Annotated in this window: 14 protein-coding genes; 3 read left to right on the top strand and 11 right to left on the bottom strand. The window is 71.9% G+C overall.

All coding sequences use genetic code 11. The annotated features are described in order from the left end of the window. Positions 1 to 190: 190 nt before the first annotated feature. The 3 genes from NR792_RS31545 to NR792_RS31535 are packed head-to-tail and all read right to left on the bottom strand — an operon-like array spanning position 191 to position 3,366. A complete protein-coding gene (locus NR792_RS31545; protein WP_375756420.1) occupies positions 191 to 1,135 on the bottom strand; it encodes a serine hydrolase in 945 nt (314 codons plus the stop codon). A 12-nt stretch (positions 1,136 to 1,147) separates the two neighbouring features. Then, complete coding sequence (locus NR792_RS31540; protein WP_375756419.1) at positions 1,148 to 2,350, bottom strand: DUF819 domain-containing protein; 1,203 nt, start codon at positions 2,348 to 2,350, stop codon at positions 1,148 to 1,150. Further along, entirely contained in the window at positions 2,347 to 3,366 is a 1,020-nt protein-coding gene (locus NR792_RS31535; RefSeq protein ID WP_375756418.1) for a dipeptide epimerase, read from the bottom strand. Before NR792_RS31535 ends, NR792_RS31540 begins: the two co-directional genes overlap by 4 nt. A gap of 96 nt (positions 3,367 to 3,462) precedes the next feature. Between NR792_RS31535 and NR792_RS31530 the strand changes: the two genes are divergently transcribed. Next, a complete protein-coding gene (locus NR792_RS31530) occupies positions 3,463 to 4,857 on the top strand; it encodes a M20/M25/M40 family metallo-hydrolase (RefSeq protein WP_375756417.1) in 1,395 nt (464 codons plus the stop codon). Between the two features lie 25 nt (positions 4,858 to 4,882). Here NR792_RS31530 and NR792_RS31525 read toward each other — a convergent pair whose 3' ends face one another. Both NR792_RS31525 and NR792_RS31520 read right to left on the bottom strand, forming a co-directional pair. Then, the gene (locus NR792_RS31525; protein ID WP_375756416.1) at positions 4,883 to 5,446 is read right to left on the bottom strand and encodes a TetR/AcrR family transcriptional regulator; all 564 of its coding nucleotides are present in this window, start codon (positions 5,444 to 5,446) and stop codon (positions 4,883 to 4,885) included. A 62-nt stretch (positions 5,447 to 5,508) separates the two neighbouring features. Then, positions 5,509 to 6,270: a class I SAM-dependent methyltransferase gene (locus tag NR792_RS31520; RefSeq protein WP_375756415.1), complete on the bottom strand. Its 762-nt coding sequence runs from the start codon at positions 6,268 to 6,270 to the stop codon at positions 5,509 to 5,511. 243 nt (positions 6,271 to 6,513) lie between these two features. Between NR792_RS31520 and NR792_RS31515 the strand changes: the two genes are divergently transcribed. After that, positions 6,514 to 7,542, top strand: a complete 1,029-nt coding sequence (locus NR792_RS31515) for a linear amide C-N hydrolase (protein WP_375756414.1) — start codon at positions 6,514 to 6,516, stop codon at positions 7,540 to 7,542. Positions 7,543 to 7,546: 4 nt separating this feature from the next. On the opposite strand, the gene NR792_RS31510 is transcribed toward NR792_RS31515, so the two are convergent. The 6 genes from NR792_RS31510 to NR792_RS31485 all read right to left on the bottom strand — a co-directional run bounded on the left by NR792_RS31510 (position 7,547) and on the right by NR792_RS31485 (position 16,046). After that, positions 7,547 to 10,423 (bottom strand): HEAT repeat domain-containing protein, encoded by a 2,877-nt coding sequence (locus NR792_RS31510; RefSeq protein ID WP_375756413.1) that lies wholly within the window; start codon positions 10,421 to 10,423, stop codon positions 7,547 to 7,549. Continuing rightward, positions 10,416 to 11,633: a VWA domain-containing protein gene (locus NR792_RS31505; protein ID WP_375756412.1), complete on the bottom strand. Its 1,218-nt coding sequence runs from the start codon at positions 11,631 to 11,633 to the stop codon at positions 10,416 to 10,418. The genes NR792_RS31510 and NR792_RS31505 overlap by 8 nt, the downstream gene beginning before the upstream one ends. After that, positions 11,630 to 13,948 (bottom strand): DUF5682 family protein, encoded by a 2,319-nt coding sequence (locus NR792_RS31500; protein WP_375756411.1) that lies wholly within the window; start codon positions 13,946 to 13,948, stop codon positions 11,630 to 11,632. Before NR792_RS31500 ends, NR792_RS31505 begins: the two co-directional genes overlap by 4 nt. Next, entirely contained in the window at positions 13,948 to 15,033 is a 1,086-nt protein-coding gene (locus tag NR792_RS31495; RefSeq protein WP_375756410.1) for an AAA family ATPase, read from the bottom strand. The genes NR792_RS31500 and NR792_RS31495 overlap by 1 nt, the downstream gene beginning before the upstream one ends. Positions 15,034 to 15,115: 82 nt before the next feature. Next, positions 15,116 to 15,631, bottom strand: coding sequence for a class I SAM-dependent methyltransferase (locus NR792_RS31490; protein WP_375756409.1), 516 nt, complete (start codon positions 15,629 to 15,631; stop codon positions 15,116 to 15,118). Between the two features lie 7 nt (positions 15,632 to 15,638). Further along, on the bottom strand, positions 15,639 to 16,046 hold the full coding sequence (locus tag NR792_RS31485) for a VOC family protein (RefSeq protein ID WP_375756408.1): 408 nt from the start codon (positions 16,044 to 16,046) through the stop codon (positions 15,639 to 15,641). A gap of 91 nt (positions 16,047 to 16,137) precedes the next feature. On the opposite strand from NR792_RS31485, the gene NR792_RS31480 reads away from it, so the two are divergent. Next, the gene (locus NR792_RS31480) at positions 16,138 to 16,950 is read left to right on the top strand and encodes a TetR/AcrR family transcriptional regulator C-terminal domain-containing protein (RefSeq protein WP_375756407.1); all 813 of its coding nucleotides are present in this window, start codon (positions 16,138 to 16,140) and stop codon (positions 16,948 to 16,950) included. The last annotated feature ends 45 nt before the right edge of the window (positions 16,951 to 16,995 follow it).

Genomic DNA, 16,995 nt, shown 5'->3' with positions numbered 1-16,995 from the left:
TCCGGAGGCATCAGTCCTGCTTTCACACTCCATGCCAGGCGTCAGGGGCATCCAGACCGACCCTCGCCACCCGGCAGGGTCCAAACCTGTCCGACTGTCGGACAGGTTTCCGTTGCCCGAACCTGTCCGACAGTCGGACAGGTTTCTGCGGTCCGCCTCCGACGGGGAGCCCTGACGGATTCTCACCTTCTCATTCGCAGTCGTAGTTCGGCGCGGGCGCTCCCGGCTCCAACACCACGGGCGCAGGACCGCCCGCCCGGGCCAGGGCCTCTCCACAGTCCAGCGTCGCGTCCTTCGCCAGGTGCCGGTACAGGACACACGACGCGCGCTCCACGAAGAACGCCTGCTTCGGCCAGTCCGGTCCTCGCGAGGCCAGGATGGCCACGGCGTACCGCCCACCGTCCGGCAGCGTCACCAGGCCCACCTCGTTGAGCACGTTGTAGCGCGCGTCATCCCCGCAGCATCCCGGCGGCAGCCATCCGCCCTTGTGCTGGAGCGATGCGCGGGCGCTCGCGGGCAGGCGCGTTCCCAGCCAACCGCCGCAGCCGTCGCGAGGCGTCCACTCCATCCACTTCAGCAGCCGCGCCGTGGGCTCCGCCTCCAACACCTCCCGCCGCTCCAGCCGCGCCAGGAAGGACACCATGTCGTCCGCGCAGAAGTAGTTGTCCCTCCCCATCACGCGCGGAGAGTTCGTCGCCCAGCGCTCGCGGCCGTAGTTCCACTTCGTCAGCGCAGTGTGCTCCAGCCCCAGCTTCTGGAGATAGACATTGATGGCATCCGGCCCGCCCACCAGGTCGATGACCTCTCCGGACGCCTCGTTGTCCGACGTGCGGAACACCTTCTCCGCGAGCGGCGCCACCGTCGCCAGGTCCCGCTGCCCCAGCGCCGCCGCGACCCAGAACACCTTCGCGGAGCTCGCGGAGATGTGCGGCTCCGTGCCGGAGACGCTCGCCGTCTCCCCCGTGCGCAGGTCCACCACCGCCAGCGACAGGTCCGTCCCGGGGGACAGGCGCGCGGCCTCACCCGCCAGTGACTCCACCACCGCCTTCAGGGACTCACGAGGAGCGTTCGCCTCCGGCGCCGTCGCGCAACCGCTCATCGCCACGAGCCCCGCCCAGAGCAGCACCGTCCGCATCCGTGACTCCCTTCAGTGAATCAGCCGGTACACCTGCTCCAGCATCAGCGCCGTCACCAGCCCGCAGTACGTGCCCAGCACGTAGCCCAGCACCGCGAGCAGCACGCCCACCGGCGCGAGCGCGGGATGGAAGGCCGCCGCCACCACGGACGCGGAGGCCGTCCCGCCTACGTTCGCCTGCGAGCCCACCGCCGCGAAGAACACCGGCGCCTTCAGCCACCGCCGCGCGCCCATCGTCACCGCCGCGTGGATGCACATCCACACCGCCCCCACCGCCACCAGCGCGGGCGCGTCCCACAGCCGCCGGAACTCCGCCTGCGCGCCAATCGTCGCCACCAGCAGGTACAGGAACAGCGAGCCCAGGCGGCTCGCCCCCGCGCCCTCCAGCCTGCGCACCGGCGTGAACGACAGCACCACGCCCACCGTCGTCACCAGCAGCACCACCCACGTGAAGCCCGTCACCACGTTGCCCAGGTCCGGCAGCAGCTTCGCCAGCGCCGTGCACGCCACCGTCACGCCGAACGCCACCGCCAGCATCGACAGCAGATCCGACAGGCTCGCGGGCCGGGCGGACGCCGCCTGGAGCCGCGCGGACTCCTCACGCACCCGGTCCAGCGCCGTCCGGTCCGCGCCGATGCGCTCGTCCATCGCCTTCTCCCGCCCGGCGAAGGACAGCAGCACCGCCGTCCACACGTTGGACACGCCCACGTCCACCACCACCAGCATGCTCAACGTGCTGTCCAGCGCGCCCACGCTCTGGCCAATCGCCACGAAGTTCGCGCTGCCGCCAATCCACGACCCGCTGAGCGCCGCCAATCCCTTCCACGCCTGGTCCCCCAGCTCCGCCGGCACCAGCCACCCCAGGGCCAGATACGCGAGCGGCCCGCCCACCATGATGCCCAGCGTGCCCGCCAGGAACACGCCCACCGCGTTGCGGCCCAGCCTCGCGATGGCGGGCAGGTCCACGGACAGCACCAGCAGCACCAGGCTCGCGGGCAGCAGGTACACGCGCGTGAAGCGGTACAGCTCCGACTGCGTGGGGATGACGCCGGTGTTCGACAGCAGCGTCGGCACGAAGTACGCGAACACCAGCAGCGGCACGACGTTGAAGAACCGCTCCACCGCCGGGTAGCGCTGCAAGGCATACAGCCCCGCCAGCACCGCGAGCAGCACGGCGAGCACCGCCATCGGATCCTGGATGAGCGGTGGCGTCACCGGGGCTCCACGCCCAGGCCCGCGCCGTCCCCCAGCTGGATGCGGCCCTGCACCACCGGGTGCGCGCGGTACGGGTCTTCCGCGAGCAGCAGGTTGCCGTCCAGGTCCACCCAGTCCACCAGCGGCGCCAGGTGCGCGCCCGCCGCGATGCCCAGCCCCGTCTCCACCATGCAGCCGAGCATCACCTTCAGGCCGCACGCGCGCGCCGTCTCAATGATGCGCAGCGCTTCGCGGATGCCGCCGCTCTTCTGGAGCTTCACGTTGATGCCGTGGAAGCCCTCCGCCAGCTTCGGCACGTCCGACGCCTTCGTCAGCGACTCGTCCGCCACCAGCGGCAGCGGCGAGCGCGCGCGCAGCCACTTCGCGCCCTCCACGTCCGCCGCGGGCAGCGGCTGCTCCACCAGCTCCACGCCCTGCGTGGACAACCACTGGATGTGCGCCAGCGCCTCGTCCGGCTTCCACGCCTCGTTCGCGTCCACGCGGATGGTCTGCGCCGTCAACGCGCGCACCGTGCCGAACACCTCCTGCACCCGGTCCGCGCCCAGCTTCACCTTGAGCACCGGGAAGTCCGCCGCCTCGCGCACCTTCACCGCGAGCGTCTCCGGCACGTCGATGCCGATGGACATGGACGTCACCGGCTGCCGCCGGGGGTCCACGCCCAGCATCCGGCACAGCGGCACGCCCATCACCTTGCCCGCCCAGTCGTGCAGGGCCAGGTCCACCGCCGCCTTCGCCGCGGGGTTGTCCGGCAGCGCCGCGTCCACGGCCTCGGACACGTCGCGGAAGTGGCGCAGGTCACGGCCCTCCAGCACGGGGGACAACGTGTGGAGCGCCGCCTCCACCGTCTCCCACGACTCGCCGTAGCGCACGTTGGGGGCGGCCTCGCCGTAGCCCACGTGCCCGCCGGAGCGCACCTCCACGAACACGTTGCGCTTCACCGTGCTCGTGCCCCGGGCAATGGTCCAGGCGTGACGCAGCGGCAGTTCCACGGTGCGAAAGCTCAACGGCGAGGCCATGGGCGGAATCCCTCCAGGGCTCCACCCTTAACACGGCACTCCCGGCAAACACCGCTTCCGTTGCCTTCCGGGGCCCAAGGCGCGAGCCTCGGGGTCATGCGTCTCCTGCCCCTTCTCGCCGTGTTTTTCGCGCTGGGTCCAAGCCACGCCGCGTCATCCCGTCCCGCGCCCAAGGATGAGCTGCGGACGCTGCTCGCGGAGCTCGTCGCCGCGGACACGTCCAACCCGCCCGGCAACGAGACGGCCGCGGCCCAGGTGGCGGCGAGGTGGCTGCGCGAGGCGGGCATCGAGTCGGAGCTCATCGAGCCCTCCCCCGGGCGCGGGAATCTCCTGGTGCGCTTGAAGGGCAACGGCAAGGGGAAGCCGGTGCTCGTGCTCGCGCACCTGGACACGGTGCCGGCGGTGAAGGCCGAGTGGGCCACCGACCCGTGGACGCTCACGGAGAAGGACGGCCTGCTCTACGGGCGCGGCGTGCAGGACAACAAGGGCATGGCGGCGGCGAGCATCCTCGCGCTGCGCCGGCTGAAGCAGGAGGGCGGCGCGCGCTCGCGCGACATCCTGTTGTACCTGGGCGCGGATGAAGAGGTGGGGGCCGGGCAGGGGTTGGACTGGATGATGGAGCACCGCCCGGAGCTCAAGGAGGCGGAGTTCGCGCTCAACGAGGGCGGCCTCACGGAGCTGTCGCCGGACCGCAAGGAGGTGCGCTTCGTGGCGCTCCAGGCCGCGGAGCGCGTGTCCCGCAACGTGACGCTCAAGGCCACGGGCCCTGGAGGCCACTCGTCCGCGCCGCCCGTGGACGCGGGGCCCCTGGTGCGGGTGGCCGCGGCCGTGGCCCGAGTGGGCGCCCTCACCTTCCCCGCGCACCTGACGCCCGCCGCGCGGCTCCACGTGCAGGGCCGGGCGAAGGCGACGCCCGGGGAGCTGGGAGAAGCGCTGCGTCGCATCGCCGCCGCGCCGGACGCGCCGCCCGAGGACGCGGTGGCCACCGTGGCCCGGCTGGAGCCCGCGCTGGGCGCCGTGCTGCGCACCACCTGCGTGCCCACGGTGTTCAAGGCGGGCACGCGCTCCAACGTGATTCCCGCGACCGCCGAGGCCACCGTGAACTGCCGCCTGCTGCCGGACGCGGACGCGAAGGCCGTGCGCGAGCGCATCGTCGCGGCCGTGAACGACCAGGACCTCCAGGTGGAGATGGACGTGTCACCGCCGGACTCGCCCATGTCGCCCGTGGGGGACAACGCCATGTTCCGCGCGGTGAAGGCCGCCGCGGCGAAGGTGTGGCCGAAGGCGCCGGTGATTCCCCGCATGTCCACCGGCACCACCGAGTCCGCCACGCTGCGCCGCGCGGGCATCCACGCGTACGGCATCGACCTCTTCGCGCTGACGCCGGACGACGCGCGCACCGCGCACGCCCCCAACGAGCGCGTCCCGGTGGCGTCGCTCCAGCCCGGCGCGGAGTTCGTCTATCTCACCCTGAAGCACCTGACGCGCTGACGCTGGGGCACGGTGAGCCCCAGGACTACTTGCGCGTGAGTTCTTCGATTCGCTGGATGACCGCCGCGCGCGTCTGGCTCGAGACCGTGCGGTGCTCGAGCAGGTCTGACATCCACAACCCGTCGATGGCCAGACGGCAGAGCGTGAGCTCCGGCGACGCTTGCTCCTCGGGGCTGAGCTGCGCCTCCCGGGCCTCGTCCCAGATGGAGCTCCAGAGCTCCCGGACCTCCGGGTCGGAGAGCATCAGCCCGATGAGCGAGCGCATGACGTGGGCGTCGCCGTCATCCGCGGGAGCGGAGACCGTCACCCGGAGATAGGCGCGGGTGCCCCGGCCCCTGGCGTCCGGATCTTTCTCCATCTCGGCGGCGACGGCCGCGGCGAAGCGCTGGGTCGCGTCGTCGAACAGCGCATCGAGCAGGATGGGCTTGGTCTGGAAATGATGCTGCAGGTCCTCTTTCGTGACGCCTGCTCGCCTGGCGATGGCATCGAGCGTCACGGCCTGAAGCCCCTGGGCCAGGATGAGGTCCGCGGCCGCCCGAAGCAGCTGCTCTCGAGTCACGTCAGGCTGCATGTTGCTCCGCTGGGACATCTCCATCACCTCTCGCAACGGGAACGCCGCTGCCTGTCGTTCCCATCCAATCACGAGTGACGTCAAGCAGGCGGTGCCGTGATGGGCTCCGGGCGGAACTCCTGGAGCCAGACCTTCTCGAAGCCCCAGGTGAAGAGCATCCAGTGGGAGGTGTGGCAGGTGAAGCCTTCCGCCTGGATGGGGCGGGTGACGGTGATGATGCGCGTGCCGGGGGTGCATGAGCGCAGGTGGGCGACGAGCCGCGCCTTCGTCTCCGGGCTGAACGCCACCCAGTTGCAGAAGATATGCGTCGCGTCCGCCAGCGGCTCGCGGGTCATGTCACCCACCGTGAACGTGATGCCCGCGGGCCCGAGCCACGGCGCCACGCGCGCCACGTGGTCCGCGAGCAGCTCCACGCCATGTGCCCCCGCGCCCCACCAGCGCGCCGCGAGCAGCACGCGGCCCCGCCCCGCGCCCAGGTCCACCACCCGGCTGCCGCGCTCCACGCCCGCCTTCTTGAGGAACGCCAGCGCCGTCACCAGCGGCGTCTCGCCGTACATCAGCTCGCGGAATGACTGGCCCGTGGCCTGGAGCGCCCGCGCCATCTCGAAGGTGCGCCGCGCGCTGTAGGGCGTGCGCAGGATGCGCTGCCACCACAACCCCAGGTACGGCTTCAGGAGCCGGGGACGCACGAGGAGCAACAGCAGGTCGGTGACGCGCAGCACGACGGCGATGACGATGCCCTGCAGCTGCAGCGACAGCCGCTGGAGGAACGGCAGTTCGAACTCGTCCAGCGCGTCGTCGCGGCGCGGCGGGGGCTGGGGAGGCGGCGCGGGTTCCGTCATGCGGCGCGGAGGCTTGCTGGATTCCGGGGCCCGCGCAATGCCCCGCGTCTGACAGGGACGCGCCTGCCTCCCGTCCGGACGCGCGTGGGGCCCCTTCGCGCAGGGCCCTCACGCAATCCCCTGGAATTTGGCGGGTTCCAGGTTTAACGGGGAGTTGGTGCGCGCCGTGCAATGGCCTCCCGGCACCGTGGACCGCTCCCACCATCGTGGGAGGAATCGCAGTCCACGCAGTGAGGAACGCCCATGTGCACCGACTTCCTGATCACCGGCACTGACACCCGCGTCGCTTCCGGGCCCATCGCCGTCAATGGCCGCAGCATGGAGTTCGGGCTGGACCTGGACTCGCGGCTGATGGTCCACGCCTCGGGCGAGTCCTTCCAGTCCATGGGCCCCAGCGGCAAGCCGGGCCTGAAGTGGACGTCGACGTATGGCTTCGTGGGCCTCACCGCGCTCACGGACAAGGTCATCGTGGACGGCCTCAACACGCAGGGCCTGTCCGTGGGCGCGCTGTGGCTGCCGGGCTCCTCCTACCCGAAGGTGACCCAGCCGGCGCAGGCCCTGGCGCTGGTGGACTTCGTGAGCTGGGCGCTGGGCACGTGCGGCAGCGTGGCGGACGTCCAGAGCGCGCTGGCGAACGTGCAGGTCTGGGAGGGCGACCTGCTGGCGAAGCTGCTCCCACTGCACTTCCCCATCCACGACGCCAAGGGCAACAGCATCGTGGTGGAGTTCACCAACGGGCAGCTCAACGTCTACGACAACCCCGTGGGCGTCTGCACCAACGACCCGCCGTTCCCCCAGCAGCTGCAGAACCTGGGCGGCTACGCGAACCTGACGCCCTGGGACGCGAAGCCCACGGAGCTGGGCTCCGGGTCGTTCGCGCCCGCCGGCCACGGCAGCGGCATGCGCGGCCTGCCGGGTGACTCGACGCCGCCCGCGCGCTTCGTGCGCGCCGCGTACCTCAAGCAGTACTCGCAGCCGCTCATCACGGCGGCGGACGCCACCACGCTCGCCTTCCACATCCTCAACACCGTGGACATCCCGGCGGGGACCAGCCGCTCCACGAACAAGCTGGGCAAGGACGAGCTGGACTACACGCAGTGGGTCGTCGTGAAGGACCTCGTCGCCCAGACGCTGTCCGTGCGCTTCTACGCCAACCCCTGCGTGTACTCGGTGAACCTGAAGACGCTGGACTTCAGCGGCGCCGCCGGGAAGCCCTTCCCCGTGCCGTCCTCCCCCACCAGCATCGACCTCACCGCGAAGCTGGCGAGCTGAAGCGTCACAGGAGCTTCTTCGCCGCCTTGGCCAGGGCCCTGTCCTCGGCCACGGTGGGAAGCTCCAGGAGGCGCGCGGCCACGACCTTGCCCACCGCGGGGTTCACGGACGCGACCTTGAGGTACGCCTCCGCGCGCGTGCGCAGGTCCACGTGTCCGCTGGACCTGACCACGCGGTCGAGCAGCTCCTTCGCCAGGATGGGCGGGTCGAAGGCGTCGAAGAGGCCGCGCAGCGCCTGCCGGTCCGCCTGCTCCGGGCGCGTCTCCGCCAAGTTCAGCGCGGGCCGCAGCAGGGCCAGCCCCAGCGTGCGCATGGCCTCCGCGACGACGCCGGGCTTCCACCCGTCCGCGAACGCCAGCAGCAGGGCCTCCGCGCCGCGCACGTCGCCCAGCATGCCCAGCGCGTACACGGCGTGCTTCGCCTCCGTGTCGTCGTGGCCGCGGCCCTGCACCATGTCGACGAACCGGTCGAGCACGTCCGCGTCCCCCATCCGGGCCAGCGCCTCCGCCGCCTCGCGCCGCACCTCGCGCGCCGGGTCCGAGTGCAGCACCTGGCGCAGCACGGGCATCGCCACGGTGCCCAGGTCCGCCAGCATGGCCACGGCCGCGGCACGCGCGTCCTTCGTCGTCTCCGACAGCGCCGCCTGCATCAGCGGCACCGCCTTGTCCTTGCGGCGCCGCGCCAGCTCCGCCACGGCCTTCTCCCCTGTTTCCCGGGCCTGCACGTCCTCCAGCGTCTCCCGGGCGAACAGGCGCAGGCCCATGTCGTGCCCCGCGCGCGTCAACGCGTCCAGCTCCCGCCGCGCCTGCACCCCGCCCATCGCGCCCAGCACGCGGATGGCGGTGCGGCGCACCATGCGGCTGTGGCGCTCGTTCAGCGCGCCCCGCACGACCACCAGCGCCTCCTCTCCGCGCGCCGCCACCGCACGCGCCACGAAGGCGCTCGCCGAGCCATCGCTCCACGCCGGGTAGAGCTCCCGCATCAGCGCGTCCGGCCCCAGGCCCGCGTAGTAGCGCGCCGCGTGCGCCGCCGCCTCGTAGCGCGTCAGCTCCCCGCGCGCCCGGCGCACCATCGCCTCGCCCGGGCTCAGCACCTCCTCCGGGCGGTGCACGTGGATGCTCGGGTGCGTGGGCACGGACTCCAATCCGGCCATGTCCACCTGCACCGCGCCCGCCAGCCGCACCAGCGCGATGCCCAGCACCTGGTACACCTTGATGAAGTCGTCCAGCCGCTCCGCCGGGTCCGCCCGCTGCGCCAGCGCCTCCAGCAGCGCGCCCGGCTTCTCCAGCCCCAGCTCCTTCAGCCGCGACACCAGCGGCTCCACCGTCCGGGGGCCCAGCGCCGCCAGGCCGCTGGCGAACGCATCCGCCAGCTCATCGCGCACCTCCGCCAGCGCGATGGCCGCCCGCGACGCACCCGCCGCCCGCGCCGCGTCCGCCCACCCGCTGCGGGGCAGCGCGCTCGGCGTCACGGGAGCCCGGACCCGGCCGCGCCGCCGGGGCGACACGGGCACGTCCGAGGCGCGCGCCAGCGGACGCAGGTCCAACCCTTCCGGCGTCCTCACCACGACGGCCGAGGGGAACAACGTCGGCAGCGCCGCCTCCAGGCCCACGTCGCCCAGCACCACCAGGAGCTTCGCGTCCTCCAGCGCGCTCGCCAGCGGCTCCTCCAGCGACGGGTCCACGGGCAGGAAGAGGCCGCGCCCCGTGCCGTCCACGAACTGCGAGCGGGCCCCGCTGGCGAGCAGCGTCTCCACCCGCACGGACACCGGCAGCAGGTCCGGCGCGAACACGTCCTTGCGGTGCTCCTGGAAGGCCGTCATCACCGCGCCCACGTCCGGCAGCGCCACCTCCACCAGCCGCTCCAGCGCCGCCCGGTCCACCGACGGCGCGTCCTTCCACGACTCCAGGTCCAGCCGGTGCGGCGCGAAGCCCGGGTACTGCCCGCCGTGCGCGCCCTGGAGCACGGCGCCCGCGTGGCTGTTCTTCGGCGCCACCGTCTTGAGGGTGGCGGGGAGGATCTGCTTCTCGCTGTAGTGCCGGCCCGACTCCAGGTCCACGAAGCGGCTCTCGCGGACCATGAACCGGTCCGGCGTCACCTTCGAGGAGAACGCGTACTCCACCAGCTTGAGCCCCTCCACGGGCGCGCGGTCCTTCTTCGTCCACGTCTTGCCGATGAGCTCCTCGACGTGGCGGGGCTCCAGCGCGTCGCCGCCCAGGTGCTTCTCCACCTTGCGCGCGGTGAGCAGCATGTCCGCCACCAGGTCCGTGTACACCGGCGCCTCGAAGGTGCCCGTGCGCGAGGCCGCCGCGTCCAGGAGGCCCGCCAGCTCCACCGCCCGCGCGGACAGCCGCCGCAGGCCGTTGGCCCGGAGCGCTTCACCCAATGCACGCACCTGCTCCGGCCGCTCCGCGCCCAGCGACGCCACGCCCGACAGGCCCAGCTCCCGCACCAGCGTGGACACCTGCGCCACGCCGGCCTTCATCAGGTCGCCGGTCTCCGCCTTGCCCTTCTTCACGCTCTTCCTCGCGCCGCCGGAGCCCGCGGGCGCCGCCGGGGCCGACTCCGCCGTCACGAAGGCCTGCGGCGCCCGGGCCCACGCCACCAGCAGCGCCGCCGCGTGCTTGCAGAAGGGGCGCGAGCGCGCCGCCATGCACGAGCACCGCCCCTTCACGTCCGAGCGCGCCTCGCCGAACACCAGCGAGACCTTGTACGGCGTCGCCCCGGAGCCCGCCGCGTCCGCGAAGAGCCGGTTCTCGTAGCGCGACAGGTTGGTCAGCTGCTTGCCGTCGAAGAGCTCCGTGCCCTTCTGCAGCTCCGCCTTGTCGCTGATGATCTCCGTCATTCCGCCCATCCCGATGACGGGCCGTACCTCAGCCATGACGCTCCCCCTTCGTGTCGCCGGACGCGAGCAGCGGCGCCAGGTCCTGGTTGCGCATCACCCGCTCCACCACGTCCACCAGCTTGCGGGGCGTGCACCCGAAGCACGGAATCCCCAGCGCGGTGAGCTGCTCCGCCATCGCGTGGTCGTATGACGGCCGCCCGCTGTCCGACAGCGCCAGCAGGCACAGCACCTTGGAGCGCGAGTCCACCAGCTGCCGCAGCCGGGCCACCAGCTCCTCGGCGTTGCCGCCCTCGTACAGGTCGGTGATGAGGATGAAGAGCGTCTTCTCCGGCCGGCGCACGTAGTGCTCCTGCGCGTAGGCCACCGCCCGGTTGATGTCCGTGCCGCCGCCCAGCTGCGCGGAGAAGAGGACCTCCACCGGGTCCGCCAGCACGGGCGTCATGTCGACGATCTCCGTGTCGAACAGCACCAGGCTGGTCCTCAGCACGTCCAGCGACGCGAAGATGGCCGCCATCACGGAGCTGTACACCACGCTCTCCGCCATGGAGCCGGACTGGTCCACCACCAGCGTCACGTCCCACTCGTGGTGACGGCGCTGGTTGGGCCAGAAGTAGAAGCGCTCCGGGATGAGCCGCTTCCGCTCCGAGTCCCAGCCCTTGAGGTTGGAGCGGATGGTCCGGCGCCAGTCGATGTTGCGCGCGATGGGGATGGGGCTCGTCCGGTCGCGCCTCAGCGCCCCCAGCACCGCCGTGCGCAGCGGGGACTCCAGCTTCTTGCGCAGGTCCTCCACCACCTCCCGGATGATGGCGCGCGCGGTGTCCTTGGCCTGCTCCGGGATGAGCCCCCGGGCGCTCACCAGCGTCGTCACCAGCTCCAGGTTCTTGTCCAGGAAGGGCAGCGTCTCCGGCTCGAAGAGCAGCTGCGTGAGCCCCTTGCGCTCGATGGCGTCCTTCTGCACCAGCGCGATGACGTCGTCCTGGAAGAAGTCGCGCAGCGCGCCCAGCCACTTGGGCAGGTAGGGCTTGGAGCCGCCCCGCCCCGCGGAGCGCTCGCCGTAGACGAAGGAGAGCGCGTCATCCAGCCCCTCCAGGTCGTCGCCCTTCAGGTCCACGGTGTCCGCGCTCAAGCCCAGCGCGCCCAGGGAAGGGCAGGAGCCCGTCTTCTCCGCCTCCGGGCCCAGCGCCAGCCGCCAGCGCAAGAGCGCGTCGCGGTCCTTCGGGTCCAGGTCCTTGGGGTCCACGCTCATAGCAGGTCATCCAGGTCGTCGAGCGCCTTGCCCAGGTCCGCGCTCAGGTCCTTCAGCGTCGCCTTGTCCTTCTCCTCCAGCACCGCCTTCACCGCGCGGCCCTTGTCCTTCAGCTGGCGCACGCCCATCACGTTCTCCATCAGGTAGCGGCGCTCCGTGGCCCCCAGCGCGCCCAGCGCCCGGCGCAGCACCGGCAGCGTCTGCCGGAAGCGCTCCGGCTCCACGCTGGTGAGGAAGTCATCCAGCGCCTTCACCACGTCGCGGCTCTTCACCAGCACCAGCGCGTTCACCTGGAGGAAGCCCTCCAGGTACGCCGCCGCGTCCGAGGGCTCCACCGCCGCCGACAGGCGCCGGCCCACCTCCAGCGCCACGTCCGCCTCCGGCAGCTCGCGCGCCAGGTACAGCAGGCCCGTGGCCAGTCCCGACGTCGCGGGGTGCACCGCGTGGCTCTCCATCAACCCGCGCGCCTCCACGAACCAGCCCTCCTTGTCCGCGCGCGGCTGGGACAGCGCCACCTCGTGCAGCGTGCGCAGCGCGTCCAGCACCGCGAGCACCGCCTCCGGGGCACAGGCGCTGGCGTCGCGCACGCGCAGGAGCGCCCGGTTGAAGGTCTTCTCCCCCAGGGCCGCCACCGCCTCGTCGCCCACGTCCGAGTGCGCGCGCGAGGTGCCATAGGCCATCAGCCCCGACAGCGCCCGCGCCGCGGACGCCAGCGACGGCAGGTCCGCGTCCGTGGCCGCGTGCGCGTCACAGACCTTGAGCGCCTGGGCCACCGTCTGGGAGCAGCCGGTGATGACGGACTCCAGCAGCACGTCCGCCGCCCCGGCCGTCGTCTTCGCCTGGGTCAGCCGCTCCTGGAGCACGCGCGTCGTCACGGCCTCCAACGAGTCACCCAGGACGATCTTCTCCACCAGCGCCACGTCCGTGGACGGCGTCCACTGCGCCTGCCACGCCTCGCGCACGCGGGTGAGCGCCGCGTAGCCGCCGGCCTCCGCCTCCCCACCCTGCTTGCGCGACGCGCCCGTGCCGGACAGCGTGGCGTACGGGATGCCCGCCACGCGCAGCCGGTGGAGGAACACGGAGGAGCCCACCTCCACCGGGTTGTTGAGCCGCAGCGTGAACGTCTCCGGGCTGTCCGTGCGCGGCAGCCGCCGCTCGCCCACCTCGCGCCAGAACTCCGCCTGGAGCGAGTTCTGCCCGATGCGGCTCGCCACCTGCCCCACTTCGTGGCCGATGACGCTCTTCCACAGGAAGCCGTCCACGTGCGTCGCGTCCCCGCGGCACAGCGTGGCCACGGTGGCCTCGCGCAGCTCATCCAGGCCCGGGGCGCTCTTCTCGCGCAGGTCCGACAGCGTCACCGCCAACCGGTACGCCTCCAGCACGTCCGACAGCGACGCGGAGAAGCCGCGCATCCGCAGGTGCGCCGCGAAGTCCAGCAGCACCTCCAGCGTGGCGCGCCGGAAGTCGCAGTTCGCGTCATGGGCCTTCTGGTAGAAGTGCGGCGCCCGGTTGCCCGCGCCGTATCCCAGCTGCTCCGACAGGCGCGGGAAGCTGTACGGAATCACCGTCACCGCGCACGGCCCGGCCGCAGGCAGCTTCGCCTCCTCCGCCGGATCCACGTCCCCCGCCAGGAACGCCGCGGTGTGCGCCGCGCCCGCCACCACCGCCACCTTCTCCGGCGCCACGCCGCCCGCCACCACCTCCAGCACCTTGCGCGCCATGAAGGCGTCGCGCTGGCGGTGGTAGGCCGACCGGGGCCCTGCGTTGACCACGTCCGCCCAGGCGACGAGCAGCGGCTGGAACTGCTCCGGGCTCCAGTCCGGCGCCTCGAAGGCCGCCTCCCAGAACTCCTCGAAGGAGCGGTGCCCCTGCGAGCGCGCGAACGCCTCCGTGAGCGGCATGGCTTCGTCGGGAACGGGCGCGCTCCCTTCCGTGGACTCCGACTCCGACTCCACCCCCAGGCCGGGCGCCTGGCGGTCCACCGCGAGGCTGACGCCCACCGGGATGTCGATGAACTCCGCCCGCGCGCCGTTCGCCCGGGCCCACTTCAGCGCCTGGTACTCCGGCGAGTACGCCGCGAAGGGCCACAGCGAGGAGGACGGGGTGCCATCCGTGCGGTACCCCAGGATGGCCACGGGCGGCCGGGTCTGCGCGTCGCACAGCACGTCCACCAGCGCGGTGGCATCACAGGGCCCCTCCACCAGGACGACGGAGGGCTTCACCCGCTCCAGCCACTTCAGGAGCACGGCGGTGGTGCGCGGCGAGTGGTGACGGACCGGGAAGTGCCGCACCCGGGAGAGCAGGGCGAAGTCCATCAGCCCCTCAGGAGCTTCTTGCTCGCGGTGTACAGCTCCTTCCACGGGCCCGTGCGGCTCTTGGCCACCGTCTCCATGTACTCGCGCAGCGCCTTCACGTCGTCTTCCTGCTCCTTCACCACCGCGCCCACCAGCGACGCCGCCAGCTCCTGCGACGTCACCGTCCCGGAGCCGAACTGCTGCGCGAGGATGGAGCTGTTGAACAGCACGCTGATGGCCTCCGCCGTGGACAGCACCGCCCCGGGCGTGCGCACCTTCGTCTTGCCGTCCTTCGTCACGCCCTTGCGCAGCTCGTGGAAGAGCGTCAGCAGCACGCGCGACAGCTCCTCCGGCGGCGGCACGCCCACCTGGTAGTCCGTGCGCAGCTCCGCCTCACGCTTGGTGACGATTTGAATCTCCTGCTCCAGGTCCTCCACCACCGGCACGGTGACGAAGTTGAAGCGGCGCTTGAGCGCGGCGCTCATCTCGTTGACGCCGCGGTCGCGCGTGTTCGCGGTGGCGATGAGGTTGAAGCCGCGCTGCGCGCTCGTCACCTCCCCCAGCTCCGGCACCGACACCTGCTTCTCCGACAGGATGGAGATGAGCGAGTCCTGAATCTCCGGCGACGTGCGCGTCACTTCCTCGAAGCGGGCGAACTTGCCCGCGCGCATGGCGCGCAGGATGGGCGACGGCACCAGCGCCTCCGGCGTGGGCCCCTGCGCGAGCAGCAGCGCGTAGTTCCATGAGTACTTGATGTGGTCCTCGCTGGTCCCCGCCGTGCCCTGGACCACGAGCGCCGACGTGCCGCTGATGGCCGCGGACAGGTGCTCCGACAGCCAGCTCTTCGCGGTGCCCGGCTCGCCCACGAGCATCAGCGCGCGGTCCGACGCGAGCGTCGCGATGCACACCTGGATGAGCCCCTTGTCGCCCACGTACTTGGGCGTGATGGCCACGCCGCCCACGGGCTTGGGGCTGCCCAGGATGTACGTCTCCACGGCGCGAGGCGACAGCGCCCAACCCGGTGGGCGGGGCTTGTCGTCATGCGCTGCGAGTGCGTCCAGCTCGTTCTTGTACTTCGCTTCGGCAGGCAGGCGGATGTCCGGCATGAGCTGCACGCTATCCACTCGGTCTGACATCCGGCAAACGCCTTGGCCCCTCCCCACATCGGGTTGGAAACCCCGCGCCTTCCTACCCAGGCACCTGCCCCACGACGCACGCGCGCGACGGCGCCGCCGGCAGGGTCTGGACGGTGAAGCCGTGCGCCTCCAGGTTCCGCGACGCCGCAGTGGCGAAGCGCTTCGCGTGAGCGGCGACGGGCGCTTCGTGGAAGAGGAAGAGCGACCCTCCGGGCCGCAGCCGCTCCCGCAGCCGCGAAAGCTCCGCGTGCGCGTCATCCGCGAACAGGCTGACGTTGATGGCGAAGGCGACATCGAACGCCTCGCGCCCCAGGTCCACCTCCGCGAGCGTCCCGGTGCGCACCAGGACGCGGCCCTCGAGGACCGCGTCCGCGTTCCGCCGCAGCGCCTGGGCGACCATCTTCTCCGAACGGTCGATGCCCAGGACGCATCCGTCGCCCAGCCGCGAGGCCACGAGCTCCAGCGCGATGCCGTGGCCACACCCCACCTCCAGCACCCGCAGGCCCGGGGCGAGGGGCAGCACCTCCATCGCCCAGAGGAACCGGGGCGTGACGCGGTCCGTGCTCATGCGCGCATCATGCAACGCCTTCGGGCTGTCCCGGCGCGTGCATCCACTGGACGAGCTGGACGATGACGCCGTTCGCGTCGGCGACCTGGAAGTAGCGCTCGCCCCACGCCTCCGTCTCGATGGGCGTCAGGATGGTCACGCCCTCCGCCTGGATGCGCGCGTACTCCGCGTCGATGTCGTCCACGACGAACGCGACGATGAGCCCGTCCGCCCGGCGCGTCTTCAGGGACTCCGGCTTGAGCGACTTCAGGCCCGTGCGCAGGTAGCAGACGTTGAAGCCCACGTCGGGCCGGGCCAACGACACGAAGCCGTCCGCGGACATCGCCTCCGTGAAGCCGAAGTGGCGCTTCAGGAAGGACGCGGAGGCCTCCACGTCATCGACGTTCAGGGACACGGCGGAAGCGGTGACTCGCATGGACGGCTCCTCCCCACGGGTTCAATGGCTCAATCTACGTACGACGTACGGAGTTGCACGTCAAGGTCGCGGCGTTGGAAGAATCCGGCGCATGGCATCGCATCGCAGCAGCATGGGAGACCCCACCCGGACGCTGGAGCTGTTGTGGCGGGAGTCCCTGCCCGCGAAGGGCCAGCGCGGTCCGAAGCAGGCGCTCACCGTCACCGCCGTCGTCGCGGCGGCGGTGGCGCTGGCGGACGCAGAAGGGCTGGACGCGGTGACGATGCGGGCGCTGGCGGGGAAGCTGGGCATCGCGCCCATGGCGCTCTACACGTACGTGCCGGGACGGGCGGAGCTCATCGACGTGATGCTCGACACCCTCTACGCGGGCATGGCCCGGCGCAAGCCGAAGGCCCGGGACTGGCGCTCCCGCCTGGAGGCCGTGGCGCATGACAACCGCGCCCTGTTCACCGAGCACCCGTGGCTCGCGGACGTGTCCACCACGCGCCCGCCCCTGGGCCCGGGCCAGCTGGCCAAGTACGAGTACGAGCTCCAGGCGCTGGAAGGCGTGGGCCTGGACGACGTGGCCCAGGACGCCGCGTTGACGTTCGTGCTGGGCTTCGTGGAGTCCTCCGCCCGGGCGGCCTCGGACCAGCGCGCCGCGCGGCTGGGGTCACGGATGAGTGACGGCGCCTGGTGGGAAGCGAACGCGCCCCTGCTCACGCGCATGTTCGATGCCGAGCGCTACCCCACCGCGTCCCGGGTGGGCTCCGCGGCGGGCGCGGCCCACGGTGCCGCGTACGACCCGGACCATGCCTATGCCTTCGGCCTGGAGCGCATCCTGGACGGACTGGCCGTGCTCATCGAACGGCCGCGCGCCCCTCGTGCCCCGGCCCGGAAGACGCCCCGGAAGCGCGGCGGCTAGGTCCTGTCCCCCTCAACTTTCCGAGTCCTCCTCGGCTTTCCAAGC

Source organism: Corallococcus exercitus (genome assembly GCF_042231735.1).
Lineage (GTDB): Bacteria > Myxococcota > Myxococcia > Myxococcales > Myxococcaceae > Corallococcus > Corallococcus exercitus_B.
The sequence above is the reverse complement of the archived record's forward strand: the minus strand, read 5'-3'. Positions and strand labels throughout refer to the sequence as shown.

Excerpts from the sequence above, each read along its gene's own strand:
- NR792_RS31485 (WP_375756408.1), bottom strand. The coding sequence starts at position 16,046 with ATGCGAGTCACCGCTTCCGCCGTGTCCCTGAACGTCGATGACGTGGAG.
- NR792_RS31525 (WP_375756416.1), bottom strand. The coding sequence starts at position 5,446 with ATGTCCCAGCGGAGCAACATGCAGCCTGACGTGACTCGAGAGCAGCTG.
- NR792_RS31515 (WP_375756414.1), top strand. The coding sequence starts at position 6,514 with ATGTGCACCGACTTCCTGATCACCGGCACTGACACCCGCGTCGCTTCC.
- NR792_RS31480 (WP_375756407.1), top strand. The coding sequence starts at position 16,138 with ATGGCATCGCATCGCAGCAGCATGGGAGACCCCACCCGGACGCTGGAG.
- NR792_RS31505 (WP_375756412.1), bottom strand. The coding sequence starts at position 11,633 with ATGAGCGTGGACCCCAAGGACCTGGACCCGAAGGACCGCGACGCGCTC.
- NR792_RS31530 (WP_375756417.1), top strand. The coding sequence starts at position 3,463 with ATGCGTCTCCTGCCCCTTCTCGCCGTGTTTTTCGCGCTGGGTCCAAGC.
- NR792_RS31520 (WP_375756415.1), bottom strand. The coding sequence starts at position 6,270 with ATGACGGAACCCGCGCCGCCTCCCCAGCCCCCGCCGCGCCGCGACGAC.
- NR792_RS31545 (WP_375756420.1), bottom strand. The coding sequence starts at position 1,135 with ATGCGGACGGTGCTGCTCTGGGCGGGGCTCGTGGCGATGAGCGGTTGC.
- NR792_RS31495 (WP_375756410.1), bottom strand. The coding sequence starts at position 15,033 with ATGCCGGACATCCGCCTGCCTGCCGAAGCGAAGTACAAGAACGAGCTG.
- NR792_RS31500 (WP_375756411.1), bottom strand. The coding sequence starts at position 13,948 with ATGGACTTCGCCCTGCTCTCCCGGGTGCGGCACTTCCCGGTCCGTCAC.
- NR792_RS31510 (WP_375756413.1), bottom strand. The coding sequence starts at position 10,423 with ATGGCTGAGGTACGGCCCGTCATCGGGATGGGCGGAATGACGGAGATC.
- NR792_RS31490 (WP_375756409.1), bottom strand. The coding sequence starts at position 15,631 with ATGAGCACGGACCGCGTCACGCCCCGGTTCCTCTGGGCGATGGAGGTG.
- NR792_RS31535 (WP_375756418.1), bottom strand. The coding sequence starts at position 3,366 with ATGGCCTCGCCGTTGAGCTTTCGCACCGTGGAACTGCCGCTGCGTCAC.